Source organism: Providencia sp. Marseille-Q8014 (assembly GCF_965112055.1).
The window spans coordinates 4,012,015-4,029,297 of sequence record NZ_CBCOPT010000001.1; the positions used below are offsets into that span (position 1 = coordinate 4,012,015).

The window sequence follows — 17,283 nt, forward strand, 5'->3', positions numbered from 1 at the left end:
CGGAACAGGTTTAAATTATGACAACAGAAACAAATATCGAGAAAAAATATATTGTCGCTCTTGATCAGGGAACAACCAGTTCGCGGGCCGTTGTACTCGATCACGACGCCAACATTATCAGTATTTCTCAACGTGAATTCACCCAAATCTACCCTAAGCCAGGCTGGGTAGAACATGACCCGATGGAAATCTGGGCATCACAAAGCTCAACACTGATTGAAGTCTTGGCGAAAGCAGATATTCGTACCGACGAAGTTGCGGGTATCGGGATCACCAACCAACGTGAAACAACCATTGTTTGGGAAAAAGCGACAGGTAAGCCAATTTATAATGCCATTGTTTGGCAGTGCCGCCGTACCGCTGATTTTTGTACGCATCTCAAACAAAATGATCGGGAACTAGAAGAGTATATTCGTCAAAACACTGGGCTGGTTGTTGACCCATACTTCTCCGGCACCAAGGTCAAATGGATTTTGGACCATGTGGAAGGGGCACGTGAACGTGCTGAAAAAGGAGAACTGCTATTTGGTACAGTCGATACTTGGCTTGTCTGGAAAATGACGCAAGGGCGTGTTCACGTAACAGATTATACCAATGCTTCCCGTACCATGATGTTCAATATCCGCAATCTGGAATGGGATGATAAGATTTTAAAAGCCTTAAATATTCCACGAGCAATGCTACCCGAGGTTCGTCCATCATCTGAGGTTTATGGGCAAACTAACATCGGTGGTAAAGGTGGAACACGTATTCCTATTTCAGGTATGGCTGGTGACCAACAAGCAGCACTCTATGGCCAATTATGCGTGAAACAGGGTATGGCAAAAAATACCTATGGCACCGGTTGTTTCTTATTGATGAATACGGGTGAAACTGCGGTTCGTTCAAACCATGGCCTACTTACCACAATCGCTTGTGGTCCAAGAGGTGAAGTCAATTATGCACTGGAAGGGGCTGTTTTCGTCGGTGGTGCATCCATTCAATGGCTACGAGATGAGTTGAAGCTGATCGATGAATCGACTGACTCCGAGTATTTCGCCACCAAAGTCAAAGACAGTAACGGTGTCTACGTTGTACCTGCTTTTACTGGCTTAGGGGCACCATACTGGGATCCGTATGCTCGTGGGGCTATTTTTGGCTTAACACGTGGTGCAAACCGTAATCATATTATTCGTGCCACACTGGAGTCCATCGCTTACCAAACTCGTGATGTGTTGGATGCAATGCAAGCGGATGCTGAAACACGCCTTGCAGCGCTACGTGTTGATGGCGGTGCGGTCGCAAACAACTTCTTAATGCAATTCCAAGCGGATATTTTAGGGACTTCTGTTGAGCGTCCTCAAGTGCGTGAGAGCACCGCTTTAGGTGCCGCGTACCTAGCCGGCTTAGCCGTTGGTTTTTGGAATAGCCTTGATGAACTGCAATCAAAAGCAAGCATCGAACGCGTCTTCAAACCGGGGATTGAAACAACAGAACGTAATTATAAATATGAAGGATGGAAGAAGGCGGTTGCAAGAGCGCAAGAGTGGGAAGATCGCGCCTAGTTTTCACGCCACGTTTCACTAACCCATACAAAAAGGCAACACTTCGGTGTTGCCTTTTTTATATGACCGCGCCATCGATTAATTAAATAATTAGCTTATTAGTATATTAATAATAAATTAGACGCCACATTTTAATAACTTAAAATATCCAATTGATTTTATAGGGAATAAAAGCCACTGTTCAACAACGGAGATAGGTTATGGATAACCAAAAAGAGGCCGTATCTTTACCACAAGAAGAAAAAAATGAATCTGGTTTGTTAGCGTTTGTTTATGATATGGCAGATCCAAATCTCCCTGTTATGACACAATCTGTTGCCATTTCGGATTTAAGAAATAACACGACGCCTTTAACGGCAAGGCCCTCTCAAAGCCAGTGGGTTTATGAGGGAGTACTCAATGTGCCACGGGATGGAAAATATCTCTTCATGGTTGATCAGCATAACACACCGTTATCGCTTGAAATCAATCAGCAAAAAATCGACTTAAGCCAACAACAAATCGCTGATGGTATCACCGTCGACCATCTCAAATCAGGGGAACAATACCCCATCCGATTTACCGCCATTACAGATGGCTTAGTGCCACAATTTCGCTTTTATTGGGATGCTGGAAATGGGTTTGAAGTGGTGCCCGATCATGTACTTCACCACCCTCAGCATAGAGAAGCCTCTAATATAAACACAACGCCCCTCGATCATCCGCAAAATGAAGCCATCAATACCATTATTGTGCATGAAGTTGAGCAAAAAAAACTACAGCTAGGCTATTACAAGAATCGTGGTCGTGTTGCGGTAATACGCGATGATTCAGCACTACTCGCTGCATTATCTCACCAAGGTCCAACCGATTCCAAGATGGGCAATACGGCCTTTCAATTGATCAGTTGGTTAGCAGGAAAACCACGAATTGCTCATGAAAGCCGCAAAACTTACCTATTAAGTGCGGTCGATACCGAACAATTTTCTGGGTTTGATTTTCACACCAAACACAATCTATTTGTTGATAGCTTTAACTCGCCACACCATTGGCAAGATAACGACCATCGAGCCGCAGAGCAACTAGCAGATGCCCTACTCCCCAGTGGTGAATGGCATCGCCATTATGACATCGTCGTATTACCAGCAAATGCGAATCAACAACAAGTGGCGTTAATCCGCCATTGGATGGAGCTGACTGGCGGCAGTGTTTTTATTTTACACAGCCCAACTCATCATGTTCCCAGCCTAGCCATTCAACAATTAATCAGTGACATTCATCCTCAACAAAACCATGAAGAACATATCACCATTCCGGCGGTCACCCTTAAGAGAAAGGGATTACAAGTGACCGTAAGTGACTGGGATCCGCTGACTAACGAAACAACGCGAGTTGCAGAATATATGCTCTCTGCAAACTCAAATGATCCCCTACCTGCTCGTAGCCGACCAACTCAATGGCTATTTAGTGGTGTAGTCACGGCACCTGAAGATGGTGACTTATGGTTAACCAGCAGAGGTTCAGAGCCCTTCTCTTATCAAATAAATTCAGTCAGCCACATTCAGGACCCTGAAAGCAATCAAGTTCATAATATAAAATCAGGTGAAAGCTACCTTATTCAAGCCACAATAATGACACAGGGGGAAGTGCCTCACTTCGCACTTTATTGGCAATTAGCTTGTCATGGTGAAGACTATAAACCGGTTCCTGATGACGCCTTAGAGTATGACACCGCTGACGTTCAAGTGAGTTCAGACCCTATTCCGACAATAACCGAACCTTCATTAAGGCAATCTCATTATCAGCAAACCATTCAGTTGCCTTCAACATCAATAAATACGCTGAATTTAACGGAAGAAATGCTTGCTCAAACTGAGTACTTTTCACTCACGCTACACACGCCTGAAGCCACGACGCCCTTTATCTTAGAAGATATCCCTCTGTCATCTCACCCTTCATGGCAATCATTAGTACAAGAAATAGAACAACATATTAATCAGCGGATCACCGACCACGTGGACACAAGGGTATCCGTCAGATATCAAAATAATCATATTATTATTCAAGGTGATGATGTTTATTTTACTCAGTTTCAACTGAAACAAAATCGACCAACCGCCCATATATCCATCAATCCCACACACATAGCATCGACAGAGGATGAAAATGGCACGACACACACCTTCAAACTGTATGCGAATAGCCTGAAAGAATTAACACATCTTTCTTTATCACTGGCAGGCGAAACGGACAAGCGTGCACATTTGCTAAAGAGTGAATTTAAATCGCCTGACTTACCGATCACATCATCCGAGCAATTTGTTGCACAATTACAGCATTATCTACGGTCCCAAGCGCAGACCCAATCGCTGCATGTAAGCTATGATGAAAATCAGCAGGTACTATCTCTCTTCGACCCATTAAAGCGTTCCCTTGAAAACTTCAATTTGGGTTTGCAACATCAGACATTGCCTTTGGTTATCGCTGAAAATCATAGAGAAGAAGCCGCCTCTTTGATCATCGGAGCAATAACGGGAAAATTGCCTACTCACCCAGATGTTATTGAATACCGTTTACTTGAGGAGCCAACATTTGGCAAGGTCAGACTCAACCATCAAACAGGTGAATGGCTCTATCAGGCAAATAGCGATAGTCCTTTTTCAGGGAGCGATCAATTTGACTTTATGGCCATTTTGAAAAATGGCCAATATTCCGCCCCCATGTCGATTCAACTACAATCAGACGATGCCCCTGTGACAAACTACCCGGGGAAAAGAGTCTTTACACTACCTGATCCGATCTACCATGAGCCTGCTGCGCGTGGCAATCACGTACCGGTAGATATGCAAGTTCACACCATCCAGCTCGCACAGACCCATTTACAAAGCCCCGATACCCCCTATTTCGTACTCACGGCCAATCGTTGGGCATTATTAAAAGTTGATATCACAAGCCCATCCTCCGCGAATGCGCCAGACATTACCGCAGTCGTGATGGATAAAGATGACCAAGAAATTGGGCGAATTCGTTTAACTGGACCAGAAAATTTACCTCAGCAATTACCTGTTATTCCAAATACGCCGACCATAAAAAGCCATGAGCTGCATCAGCAGAGTTATACGGCTCCGCTTCAAGGTCAATGGATACAACCGGGTATCAAATTGCAATTATTGGTAGGCGATACCCCGGTGGTGATGCCGTACACCGATCACCACGGTATCTTTACTCCCCAAATTAGCACAAGCAATGACATGGTTTCGCGTGTCACGAACCATAGCCTTTATCGTCATGGACAAGGTGTTTATGCCTATTCCCCCCTGAGCTGGGGGATGGAAGCCGCAGCCAAGTTGCCCACTAACGCATTTACCTTATATAGTTACCCAGCTTTGTCGCAGTTTTTACCTCTCGAGCCACAAATCACACATCGTGCAGCACTTTTTATGCCGACCTATGATAGGCTAAGCGGCCTTTATCCTCATCACAGCGAACAAATTTCTTGGGGTTCCCATCGCAGCATCGAAACCAGTAGAACAAATGGACTTGATAGTGACTTTAATTACTATTCACTGACCCCGACAGGCGTGAGTAGCCTACTTGGCTTAGCATGGAAAAACCAAGGTAGTGGTGTCGCTTATGCCAATGTCATGTGGCACGAAGTGTACGGACATGGATTTGGTCTGCACCATACTACGGAGCCTAGCACGGCTTACCCATTTGATAAGAAACACAACGGCTTCAACATCGCATTTGACCAACAGGCACAGTCATATATGACTTACAAGTACATCAATGCGTATACAGGCCAAGTGGCTGAAGTGCTGCCTATGTTATATCCTTACCTAAGTGATGCAGGCCATGATATTTTTAATGCATTCACTTCCCACTCCGATTATTTTACTCAGCGTATACAACAATTTCTGAGACAAAAATTACGCTGGCAGCCAAACGCTCTAGAAGGTGAAGATATTGAAGATCATGGTTTCGCTGGTGACGGTTATTATCAGCGTTGGTCAGATAATAGTCATCAATGGGAGACACTCACGGAGGATAATTTCGCGCAGTTTTACCCAACGAGTTCTCCCTATGAATTAGCCCATCAACGAGATGTCCCTGTCTATTGGATCAATGCTTCAATCTTAACCATGCCAAATGGTCAGCTTCACCCCTATAGCACGCTCAAGCCAATACGAACACGTGGTCACCTACCAGCGCCATACCATAATTTAATCACAGCAACAGGTCGGCCTTACAATGACGACATGCACTATGCACTTAAAGTGACCTACGCGACTCAATATGGTCTATTGACCGAACATCTACAAGCGATCACGGACTTAACAACAATCAACCTCAATCTTCCTGACAAAGGGGAACTCGTCAAACTTGAATTAGCCAAAATCAATACCGATAAACAACTCGATAAGCCCATTTATACCTACAACAACCCCAATGCTTTGGCAAACCGCCTATTTAGCCAGTGGGATAGCAAATCCCCGACTCCTCAGCTGACGCTCGATGACTATTGGCAAGGCAGTAAACTATTTTGGTCAGCAACAGACACCGCGTTGATTGATATGTCCACTGGAAAAATCGACAAACAGAAAATAACTCAAGACAGTGTGTTATGTGCTATTTGGGTGAAAGATGGGCAGCGGCAAAAACAATATTTTTCATTACGTGATCCGTGGGGAGAACATGCCTTACCTCACGGTGTACACACATTTTCACCCATCAATCACTTAGAGCAGGTTATCGATAAATATGTAACGCCAATCGCTTATGATGTTGAATCAGAGAGTTTACTGCTGTCTGATGCCTATATTAATCAAACCGTGGATATCTCAGCGATGCAACTGCCAGAAGGACAATACACTTATTGGCTAACCTTACTGCTGGATGATGGCTCAGGGCAAATTCAAGAGCAAGTTCCCCAAGAGCAATGGATGATATCACGACAGGGAGAGCAATTATCGATTATCGGCAATATCGACAGTACACCCAAATTAACTATCACAGGGCTTAAGGTTTATATCGATAGGCACTTACAAGACGATATTCATCCTAATACATTAATATTAAACCAAAATACATCCATACCGCTCAGTGAGAATACTCAGTGGCTAGATTACAATCGGCCCGTTGTTTTTAATCAGCGAGATCAACACATTGATTTGATTGCTGCGATGGATAACACACCGCTGCATATGCGTGTAGAAAACGACACACTGTGGTCAGCTAGCACCAAGAATTTTTCTGCGCCTTTAACTCTCTAAGCTAGAGCAGGCGGTATTGCGTACCGCCTGCAACTGAGGATTATACCGTATGTTCAGTCCTATCCATGCGATGTGCTAATGGCAGCCAACACAATAAAACAAGTACTGACATCAAGAACATTAATAACCCTAAACTAAACTGCCCATTTTGGGGTAATAACGCGGACACCCAAGTTGCTATGCCGGATCCCACATTTTGCATACCGCCGACTAAGGCGCCCGCCGCCCCCGCTAAATAGGGAAAAGGTTCCATGGCCCCCGTTGTAGCAAGCGGGAATAACATACCCGCACCAAAGAAAAAGACAGAAGCCGGTACCAGTAAAGTCCAGATATTCATTGTGCCAAACCAACCAGGGATCCACATCATTAAGCCAGCTATCAGACAGCAAATGACCGATTGCCACATTAACTGATAAAAACTTTTACCATCACGCCCTGCATACCAAGCCCCAAAGAACGCCGCTGGAATAGGAATAATGAATAAAATACTGACAGTAATACTGTTAAGACCCAGTACGCCGCCCATCAACACTCCGCTACTCGCCTCGAAAACAGCAATACCCGCTAATGCGCCAATCAACATGATTAAATAAGACACAAAAGAACCCGTTGATAATAATTGACGGTATGAAGTGAGCATTTTGTGTTTTTCTGGTGAAACAGGTCTTGTTTCAGGCAACCAGCGATACATGCTTAACAGTACAGTAGCGCCTAATACAAACAAGAAAATATAACACGCATGCCAGCCCCAGAAGTGGGCTAATAAGCCCCCAAACATCGGTGCCACTAAAGGACTCACTAATACACCCATATTTAATAAGCTATTCGCATAGCGTAATGAAGTGCCTTTATAAAGATCGCGTGGCATGGTACGAACCATAACACCGGCGACGCCAGTTCCCAGACCTTGCAAACCACTCGCGAGCACTAAAATATCCAGTGTAGGCGCAAAAATAGCCAGTAACGTTGAGAGTAAAAAGATCACCATTCCCACTAAAATCACGGGACGGCGACCAATTCGGTCTGACAACGGCCCATAGATCAGCTGAGAAAAGCCATAAGTAAAGAGATAGGCCGCCATGACGCGTTGCACAGAGCCGGACGGTTGTCCAAAATACACGGCAATATCCGCAATGACAGGTACATAAACCGTCTGCGTCATCTGCCCCACTGCCGCTAAAGCAATCAGCAAGATCAGTAAATTAAAATTTTCCAGTTTTCTCATTTTCTTCTCAAACTAATTTTATCATCCTGAGCGCACAGCCTAGCTGTGTCATTAGACACAAATAACATGAAAGCTTTATTTCAGGGGAACACCCCAGAGTGTTATCGATTGTTTTATTTGATAAAGCAGCCGTTATCCCATCGTTAGCTGCTGCGCGACTAAGATAACAAATTGAATTTTTTTTTCGAGATAGGATAGCATTTTAATTAGCATGCCAACGTCAGCAAAATTCGCCACATATGGCAATAAAACTGTACATTAAATTTAGCAGTGCACCATTTAAAAGAATAATTCACTGGAACACTTTATCGATAAGCGCAAATAGTAAACTGATTTAGTATGAAACTCTGATAAGTCGCAAAGCTGAAAAAAATTCAGAGGTGAAAATTTATGGCCAATTGGGTTAACGGAACTGTTATTGAAGCAAAATTTTGGACCGAGTCACTCTTTAGCTTAGTCATCAATGCCCCCATTAAACCTTTTATCGCTGGTCAATTTGCAAAACTTGCCTTGGAAATCGAGGGAGAACGTGTACAACGCGCCTACTCTTACGTCAATGCTCCCAGCGATGATCGACTTGAATTCTACTTTGTCGTCGTCCCTAACGGGAAATTAAGCCCTAAACTTGCCCAATTGCGTGTAGGAGATACACTGCAAGTCACTGATGAGGCGTCTGGTTTCTTTATTTTGGATGAGATCCCTGACTGCCAGCATCTTTGGATGCTCTCAACGGGCACGGCAATAGGCCCTTTTCTCTCTATCTTACAAGAAGGTAAGGATCTTGAGCGTTTTGAAAAAATTATCCTTTTACATGCCGTCCGCTATCAAAAAGACCTAAGTTATCTTCCTTTAATGAAACAGCTAGCCGAGCGCTACCCAGAAAAGCTCCATTTGGTGACCGTTGTCAGCCGCGAGCAGTGTGAAGGCGCTTTATATGGGCGAGTGCCTGCATTAATTGAAAACCAGATGCTCGAAAACGTTACAGGAGTTTCCCTTGATGCTGCTAGCAGCCACGTAATGCTATGTGGTAACCCTGAAATGGTTAAAGATACACGAGAGGTACTGATAAAAACCCGTGATATGCGCAAACATTTACGCCGTAAACCGGGTCATATCAGCAGTGAGCAATATTGGTAGTCATCCTAAGATCCCCTTAATGCGTGATATAGGGGATCAAGAAAGATAATCAACAGGTTGTGTTTTTTTGCCGTATTGATTTTCAGAATCCATCCCGACAAAAACACCACAGTCTAACAACATAATCATGGCGATTAAAAGAGGTAAAAAACGCCCAATTCCCCATTGCCAAACAGGTGCTAATTGGCTGACGTCCATGGAAAACAAGGCAAATGCAAGAATAATTAATGCAAACCAGCCGCCGGGTTTTCCTCTATCATGTAGACGTTTGGTAAAAATTGCCGCTAACGGGTATAGCAACAATACAAACAACACGATCACTACGATTTCAGGTAAGCGCAATGCATTTTGCAAAAGCACAATAACCGTCATTAAAATAAAGCATAAGGCGATACCCGCCCAAAAAGGTCGACGACCTATTCGCCCTTTGAAGGAGAAGGCCCATTGTTGTAATGTCATTACACCAGATCCTGATACACTATTAAAAACCCTAAAATGAGTGGCAAAACAAATGAAACAACCCGCACTCCGTTCAATCCCTATCATCATAACCGTTTTTCTACTTGGTTTGCCACAACTGACATTTGCACAAAAAGTACCGACACTGCCTAACACGGACTTTGAAGTGGCTTACTTAGCCCCTGATGCGCCCTCATTCGACCTCACTATCCCTCAGTTACGTAACCAGTTTAATCAAACCAATCCGACGTTACCGCTATATGAATACAAGGTGATAGCGAGCCAAGATATTTCGGCTCCCTATATTCGTGCCGCTTCTCGAATTAATGCTCACCTATATTCATCCGCTGTTCTTGAGCGTGGAAGCGAAAAGATTAAAAGTTTACAAGTCACTTTACTGCCAGAAGAGCGTCAAGATACTCAAGCGAATAGGCAATTAGCAGAGCGCTATATTATGGCGATTATCCATCAATTTGACCCAAACATTTCTGTCGATAAAGCGCCTGAATTAACCCTCGCATTAAATAAATTTATGGCGAATAAAGATGCCGTCCATGCCGAAGAGGTTCGTTTAGGCGGTCTACGCTACATTTTAGTAAAAAGTGAAAATAATGTGCTTACTTTTGCTGTTGAACCGATTAAGCTAGAAACAGAAGCGCCTTAAATAGATAAGGATCACAGCAATCGTCAGCAGCGTGATAAAAAGCAAAGCTATTGTTATGTATTCTCTTTATACTTAACACCTCAATTTTAGGCACAGTGACAGAAACATTTTTCTCGTTGCACAAAATGTAACAGCGCGGCGAGTCACTTATTGATAAATCAAACTCTCTGGTTGGAGGAAACAACATGCGACATCCATTGGTAATGGGTAACTGGAAACTGAACGGCAGCACCCATATGGTTAATGACCTGATCGCGGGTTTACGCAATGAACTGAGCAGTGTTGATGGCTGCGATGTAGCGATTGCCCCACCTGCTATCTACCTAGGTCAAGCAAAACATGCGCTTGCAGGTAGCCGTATCGCATTAGGTGCACAAAACGTTGACGTAAACCTTTCCGGCGCATTCACTGGTGAAACATCTGCTGAAATGCTCAAAGATATCGGTGCAAAATACATTATCATCGGTCACTCTGAGCGCCGTACATACCATAAAGAAAGCGATGAGTTTATTGCTAAAAAATTTGCGGTATTGAAAGAACAAGGTTTGATCCCTGTGCTGTGCATTGGTGAAACAGAAGCGGAAAACGAAGCGGGTAAAACAGAAGAAGTGTGTGCTCGCCAAATCGATGCGGTGCTCAATACACTGGGCGCGCAGGCATTCCAAGGAGCAGTGATTGCTTATGAGCCTATTTGGGCTATCGGTACAGGCAAATCAGCGACCCCAGCGCAAGCACAAGCTGTTCATAAATTCATTCGTGACCACATTGCGAAAAAAGATGCTGCCATCGCAGCACAAGTGATCATCCAATATGGTGGTTCTGTTAATGCAAGTAATGCGGCAGAGCTTTTCACTCAACCAGATATTGATGGTGCACTCGTCGGTGGCGCGTCATTAAAATCTGACGCATTTGCTGTGATTGTTAAAGCGGCTGCTGAAGCGAAAAACGCGAAATAATTTATTTTTATTGAGAATAAACCGTCAATGTTTATTGGCGGTTTTTTTATTTGCTGCCATAATAAAAGAATAATAACACTAATAAAAAACAATATATTTCCACAATAAAGAAAATTCATTTTATTTATTTGAGTCACAAAAACAAAAACTCCCTAAAATAAATTATTCCTTTTCGCATTTTATCATCCCTAGAAAAATAAACTATAAATCATCAATATGATTTATTACTTATCCCACTAATAATCTTAAATATTCCTTTCATACCTCTTATCAAGAATACTCGACAAGGCGACTTTTTTTACATTAAATTCACATTGGCTTCGACCTTAAATTATTTACACGTTTTAAAAAAATGAATGTTAACGATAAATAACACCTTACTGTTAAATAAAAAATGATAACGGCTATTCGTCATCAACATTGCATTATTAATTTTCATCAAATAAAGCATTCACGATAAGGATGATTATGGAATATTTTAAAGGTTTAATTCTAAGCACAGTCATAATATTACCAACAACCGCTTTTTCCCAAGCCAGTAATGATTATTGGCATGTAGACACAGATGTTTATGTCGAAGTTGAAGAGTACCAAGGTCAACGAGACAGCTTTAATAACAAAGTATTCGACAAAGTCAGCATGGTAGGTAAGCTTGCACTGACTAACCCGCAATCATTATGGGGCTTTTATTTCGAACATCGTGAGTCATTAAAAAATTATGGGCATGACTTTTCGAGTTCCCGTGACTCCTCTATCCGTAATCGAACTCAAATTGGCGCGACCCGCCAGCTCTACCAAAGTGCGGTTGCAGCATTCAGTCTAAATGGAAGTTACCGAAAAGAATCCAATGATTCCGCACCAAATACCACCGCGCTTTCATCCAATAGCTTATATTGGTTAATGCCAGCAGGTAGCATTCAAATTAATAAAAAATGGTCTTTTGATTTTTGGGATGCGCTCTATTACTACAGTAACTTTTTAGCATCAAACTACTATGAGTGGGAAGCTGAACACGGCGTCACTTACAAACACTCGAATGCCGTTACAGCAAAATTCACTTTATATAACGATAGAGTGTGGGATAAAGATTTCAATCAAGTTTTTGCACGGGATCAAATAAGAGGCTACTTCCCTATTAAGATCAGTGAAAAATGGGCGATTACGCCTTATTTTCGCTATTTTTTGAATGACAGCAGTTATGATAGCCAGAAAAATTTAACTCAACGGATCAAAAACGGCTATCGTATTGGAACACAAATCGCTTATAACGTGACCCCCAAATTAACACTCTGGGGTGGCGCAGCGATTGAAGCGACACAGTGGAAATACCCCATAAACAATCATATGACATCAGGAAGGAGTCATAGTCAAACCTACTACTTGGGGCAAATTGGTATCAAATACTCTTGGCAATGATAAGCGGAACACAACACTTTATTTTAAAAGATAAAAAAGTCGTAATAGCAGTAATACGGCTTTTTTATTAAACGCTATATTTTATATTAAAATTAATAATTAAAACATTTTTTACACATTAATCAGAATAAAAATTCAGTTTCAATTAATAGTTTAGATAATTAAATCTTTTCACGCAATTCACAGCCTAGATCACATAAGGGAATAATTCCAAAGTGGAATTATTCTATAGAAATATTAAGTATTCCACAAAATTAATCAAACAAAATCAATGCGCTATTTAATATAGCACAATTTGTTAAATCGATAACTATTCTTCTTTCATAACAAATAAGAATAATCTTATCTGTGATTTATCTCACTTTATAATTAATTAACCCTACTTATTATTCATCGAAAAATAACTTAGGGATAACTCGATGAAAAATCTGACTCTACTTTCCCTCTGTTTATTGAGCGCCGTGTCGTTAGCTGAACCTATTTCACAAGCACAGCTTGATACTTTGTGGAAAAACAAACAAAAATCTGCTGAAGAAATTGTCAATAATATGTCTGAAGCCGAAAAAATTGGCCAACTATTTATGTTGGACTTCAGATATTGGAATCAGGATAGCAAAGGTGAGCCAGCTCCATTTCTGGTCATGAACGAGGAAGTTTCTAAAGTGATTAATCAATACCACTTAGGTTCTGTCATCTTGTTCCGTGAAAATTTAATTGATACCCCCCAAACGGTGGAATTAATTAACCAGCTACAAGCTTCCCGTAGTAATTTGCCACTCTTTATTGGTACTGACCAAGAAGGCGGCTATGTCACTCGCCTTCGTGTCGGAACCGAAATGCCCGGTAATATGGCCTTAGGCGCGACCCGTAATCCTGCTCTCGCAGAGCTAACCGGCATGATCCATGGCTATGAATTATCCAGCCTCGGCTTTAATATCAACTTTGGCCCTGTTGTCGATGTGAATAACAATCAAAATAACCCTGTCATTGGTGTGCGCTCCTATTCGGATAATAAAGAGCTGGTCGAACAGCTTTCGACCAATTACATCAAAGGCATCCATAAATACAATTTATTGACCTCACTAAAACACTTCCCTGGGCATGGTAATGTTTCCTCTGACTCTCACGTAGACTTACCTGTCGTGAATTCAAATGAACAAGAGTGGCGCTCTACAGAGTTACCGCCCTTCCAGTATGCGCTCAACCATGGCGCAGACGCAGTAATGACGGCGCACATCATTGTGCCTGCCCTCGATAACAGCAAGATCAAAACGCTAACAGGGAAAGAGGTGGGAACACCCGCTACGCTGTCAAAACCTATCCTACACGGCATTTTACGTGATGAGCTAAATTATGATGGCCTCATCATCACTGACGCCATGGATATGGGAGCGATTGCGGATAATTTTGATATGAATTGGGCTGTAGAAACCTCTTTATTAGCAGGCTCGGATATCATCCTTATGCCAATCAAAATGTGGGACAGCGAATCAATTACTCGTCTAGACAATATGTATCGCTATCTTGAAAGTGAGGCTAAGAAAAACCCTGAATTACAAAAACGTATTGATGAGTCGGCTAAACGCGTCATACTGAAAAAATTACAGCAAGAGATCACCGCTCAACCGGTTGATTTAAAAAATGCTCAACAGATTGTCGCCTCTAAAGGCCATAAAGATCTGGAGAATATGGTTTCAGAGCAAGCGATTACGGTGATCAAAAATGATCATGTGCTGCCTTATATCTTGAAACCACAAAATAGAATACTCGTCATTTCCGATGAAAAACCACGTAATGAATTAATTCAAAAACACTTAAATGCTATTGCTAATGAAACGGGTGTCACTATTGATAGCCAAGAAATCGTGATCAAATTAGCGGAAAACACCCTCACTGAAAAAGATATTAAACCTCGATTAAAAAACCAAGATCTGATCTTATTGACCACCTATAACTTAAAAGATAATCCAACTAACGCTCAGATAATCATTGATGAAGCGAATAAAGCAAATATTCCGCTCGTCGTTATTTCCTCTCGTAACCCTTACGATATCGCCTATTTGAAAGACGTTAAAGCTAACATCGCTATCTACGGCATTACTGGATTTGATATTACGAATAATAACCGTAATTCACTGGAAACAAATATTCGTAGTGGATTACGCACATTATTTGCAGACCAACAGACACAACCTTTGAATATGCCTAAGGGGCAACTGCCGGTCAATATCAAGAACCCTCAAGGGGATAAAATCCTGTTTCCTTATGGTTACGGTGAAACCTACAACACAACACATTAACTCCTATTTTCACTCTGTACTTTCCAGCCTCTATATCTCCATCGGAAATATAAGGCTGGTTATTACACCTCAACAAAAACAAACACTGCTACCTCATAAACAATAATTAAAAATTAAAGGATCATCATGAAAATATCATTGAATGGTTTACTCTTTCTCTCTGTTACTAGCCTTGCTACCCCAGTATTAGCGGCTGAGCCTATAAATAATGACTACTGGCGAATTACGTCTAACGTTTATATGGAATTAGAAAAATTTGAAGGTCACCATAATACCAGTGGCGGCAAGGTATATGACAAAACAACGATGATAGGCCAGCTCTTCTTATCAAACCCTGAATCTAAATGGAGCTTCTTTCTTGAACACAAAGAGTCTTTAAGAAGCTATAACCATAATTTCTCTACATCAAAAGACTCTTTTATTCGTAACCGTACCCAAATTGGGGCAACACGTAAAATGTATTCGAGCGATGTAGGGCAATTCAACCTAAACGTGACCTACCGAAAAGAATCAAATGACTCGGCTCCCGGAACGATGGCGCGTCCATCGAACACACTATTTTGGTTGATGCCTAGCGGGACTTATAATTTCAACGATAAGTGGGCATTTAATTTCTGGGATGCGTTTTACCACTACGATAATTTCCACGCCCCCAATAGTTATGAGTGGGAATCCGAGCACGGTATCGTCTACAAGGTGAATGATTCGGCAACCGCTAAACTCTATATGTACACCGACTGGACATGGGATAAAGACTTCAATAAAACATGGGAACAAAACCAAATCCGTGGCTACTTCCCAGTTACCCTAAACCAAGAATGGAGTATTATGCCGTACTTCCGCTATTACCTAAATGAGCACAATTACGACAGCAACCAACGTACGACCCAGAAAGTGAAAGAGGGTTACCGAGTTGGCACACAAGTTTTCTATAATTTAACCCCCAAAATCACATTATGGGGTGGATTCGCGGTTGAACCGAGTACTTGGGAAAATCCGAAAGGTGCCGGCATTACCTCTGGTAGTCATAACCGCCAAACATTCTACTTAGGCCAATTAGGCGTGAAATACGTCTGGCAATAACAGAAAAAATATTGCTACCGCTCATCCCCTCATTGAGCGGTAGCAATCCACAAGCATCATAAAGCAACCCCTGTTTCTCCTATGTAACATGCCGTTCGGTGGCTAAAGAACCGGCCGTTAGGTGCACAAAAATGATGTCGGCAACTCAAAATATGCCGTGAGTGTTAGGGGCGGCGACTAATCTCATCAAAAACGCCCCCATTGGCAAAATGCGTAGATTGCGCTTGAGTCCAACCGCCAAACACATCATCAACCGTCAATAGTTTCAGTTTAGGAAAGCGTTGCTGATATTTTTTAGCGACATCCGCATCACGGGGTCGGTAATAATTTTTAGCGGCTATTTCTTGCCCTTCAGGGGAGTATAAATACTCCAAATAGGCTTGTGCGACTTCTCGCCGGTCACGTTTATCGACGGTTTTATCAACCACAGCCACAGTAGGCTCAGCTAAAATAGAGATGCTAGGCGTCACAATTTCAAATTCACCATTTTCACCAAGCTCATTAATCGCTAATAACGCCTCGTTTTCCCACGCAATTAATACATCTCCAATTCCACGTTCCACAAAGCTATTTGTTGCGCCGCGAGCACCAGAATCTAACACCTCAACATTTTGATAGAGTTGTTTAACAAATTGTTTGGCTTTCTCTGGGTCATGATGATTTTTTTCCAAAGCATATCCCCAAGCCCCAAGATAATTCCAACGCGCTCCGCCTGAGGTTTTGGGATTCGGTGTCACAATCGCAACATCTTGACGGATCAAATCATCCCAATCTTGGATATTTTTAGGATTACCTTTACGGACAAGAAAGACAATTGTTGAAGTGTAAGGTGCGGAATTATCGGGGAGCCGTTTTATCCAATTTTTATCAATGCGCCCGCTGTCCGCTATGGCATCAACATCATAAGCTAACGCTAGCGTGACGACATCGGCTTCCAAGCCATTAATGACAGATGTTGCTTGTTTACCTGAACCACCATGAGACTGACGAATGGTTACCGTATCCCCAGTTTTTCCTTGCCAATACTGGCTAAAAGCTTGGTTATATTGCTGGTAAAATTCCCGAGTCGGATCATAAGAAACATTTAATAATTGAATGTTTTTCGCCCATGCTCCCGTCGTCAGGATTAATAACAATGCCGTTGCTGACTGCCATTTTCGTGCCATTCTTCCATACCTCATTCATTTAAATGTTAAGGCAGGCTGACAGATTTCATAGATAACATGAAATAATTAAAAATGACAATT

General features: G+C 42.2%; 11 protein-coding genes. 8 read left to right on the top strand and 3 right to left on the bottom strand.

All coding sequences use genetic code 11. The features are described 5' to 3' along the window. Positions 1-17: 17 nt before the first annotated feature. Both glpK and ACWPW6_RS18015 read left to right on the top strand, forming a co-directional pair. Positions 18-1,544: a glycerol kinase GlpK gene (gene glpK, locus ACWPW6_RS18010; protein WP_154622272.1), complete on the top strand. Its 1,527-nt coding sequence runs from the start codon at positions 18-20 to the stop codon at positions 1,542-1,544. A gap of 200 nt (positions 1,545-1,744) precedes the next feature. Further along, positions 1,745-6,796 (top strand): hypothetical protein, encoded by a 5,052-nt coding sequence (locus tag ACWPW6_RS18015; protein WP_249999507.1) that lies wholly within the window; start codon positions 1,745-1,747, stop codon positions 6,794-6,796. Between the two features lie 40 nt (positions 6,797-6,836). Here the strand turns inward: ACWPW6_RS18015 and emrD are convergent, their stop codons facing one another. Next, complete coding sequence (gene emrD, locus ACWPW6_RS18020) at positions 6,837-8,021, bottom strand: multidrug efflux MFS transporter EmrD (RefSeq protein ID WP_163863350.1); 1,185 nt, start codon at positions 8,019-8,021, stop codon at positions 6,837-6,839. 390 nt (positions 8,022-8,411) lie between these two features. On the opposite strand from emrD, the gene fpr reads away from it, so the two are divergent. Then, positions 8,412-9,158: a ferredoxin--NADP(+) reductase gene (gene fpr, locus ACWPW6_RS18025; RefSeq protein WP_154623345.1), complete on the top strand. Its 747-nt coding sequence runs from the start codon at positions 8,412-8,414 to the stop codon at positions 9,156-9,158. A gap of 36 nt (positions 9,159-9,194) precedes the next feature. Here fpr and ACWPW6_RS18030 read toward each other — a convergent pair whose 3' ends face one another. After that, positions 9,195-9,617 carry a DUF805 domain-containing protein gene (locus tag ACWPW6_RS18030; protein ID WP_154623344.1) on the bottom strand — a complete coding sequence of 141 codons (423 nt, stop codon included), beginning with the start codon at positions 9,615-9,617 and terminating at the stop codon, positions 9,195-9,197. Between the two features lie 52 nt (positions 9,618-9,669). Between ACWPW6_RS18030 and ACWPW6_RS18035 the strand changes: the two genes are divergently transcribed. The 5 genes from ACWPW6_RS18035 (at position 9,670) to ACWPW6_RS18055 (ending at position 16,036) form a co-directional block, all read left to right on the top strand. Next, positions 9,670-10,281, top strand: coding sequence for a DUF1454 family protein (locus ACWPW6_RS18035; RefSeq protein ID WP_249999509.1), 612 nt, complete (start codon positions 9,670-9,672; stop codon positions 10,279-10,281). Positions 10,282-10,466: 185 nt separating this feature from the next. Continuing rightward, positions 10,467-11,237 (top strand): triose-phosphate isomerase, encoded by a 771-nt coding sequence (gene tpiA / locus ACWPW6_RS18040; RefSeq protein ID WP_249999511.1) that lies wholly within the window; start codon positions 10,467-10,469, stop codon positions 11,235-11,237. Positions 11,238-11,705: 468 nt separating this feature from the next. Continuing rightward, on the top strand, positions 11,706-12,653 hold the full coding sequence (locus tag ACWPW6_RS18045) for an OmpG family monomeric porin (protein ID WP_282563579.1): 948 nt from the start codon (positions 11,706-11,708) through the stop codon (positions 12,651-12,653). Positions 12,654-13,072: 419 nt separating this feature from the next. Continuing rightward, complete coding sequence (locus ACWPW6_RS18050) at positions 13,073-14,953, top strand: glycoside hydrolase family 3 protein (protein WP_154623653.1); 1,881 nt, start codon at positions 13,073-13,075, stop codon at positions 14,951-14,953. A 126-nt stretch (positions 14,954-15,079) separates the two neighbouring features. Beyond that, positions 15,080-16,036, top strand: coding sequence for a porin family protein (locus ACWPW6_RS18055; protein WP_163863352.1), 957 nt, complete (start codon positions 15,080-15,082; stop codon positions 16,034-16,036). Positions 16,037-16,200: 164 nt separating this feature from the next. Here the strand turns inward: ACWPW6_RS18055 and ACWPW6_RS18060 are convergent, their stop codons facing one another. Next, positions 16,201-17,202 (bottom strand): sulfate ABC transporter substrate-binding protein, encoded by a 1,002-nt coding sequence (locus tag ACWPW6_RS18060; protein ID WP_163863354.1) that lies wholly within the window; start codon positions 17,200-17,202, stop codon positions 16,201-16,203. Positions 17,203-17,283: the final 81 nt, after the last annotated feature.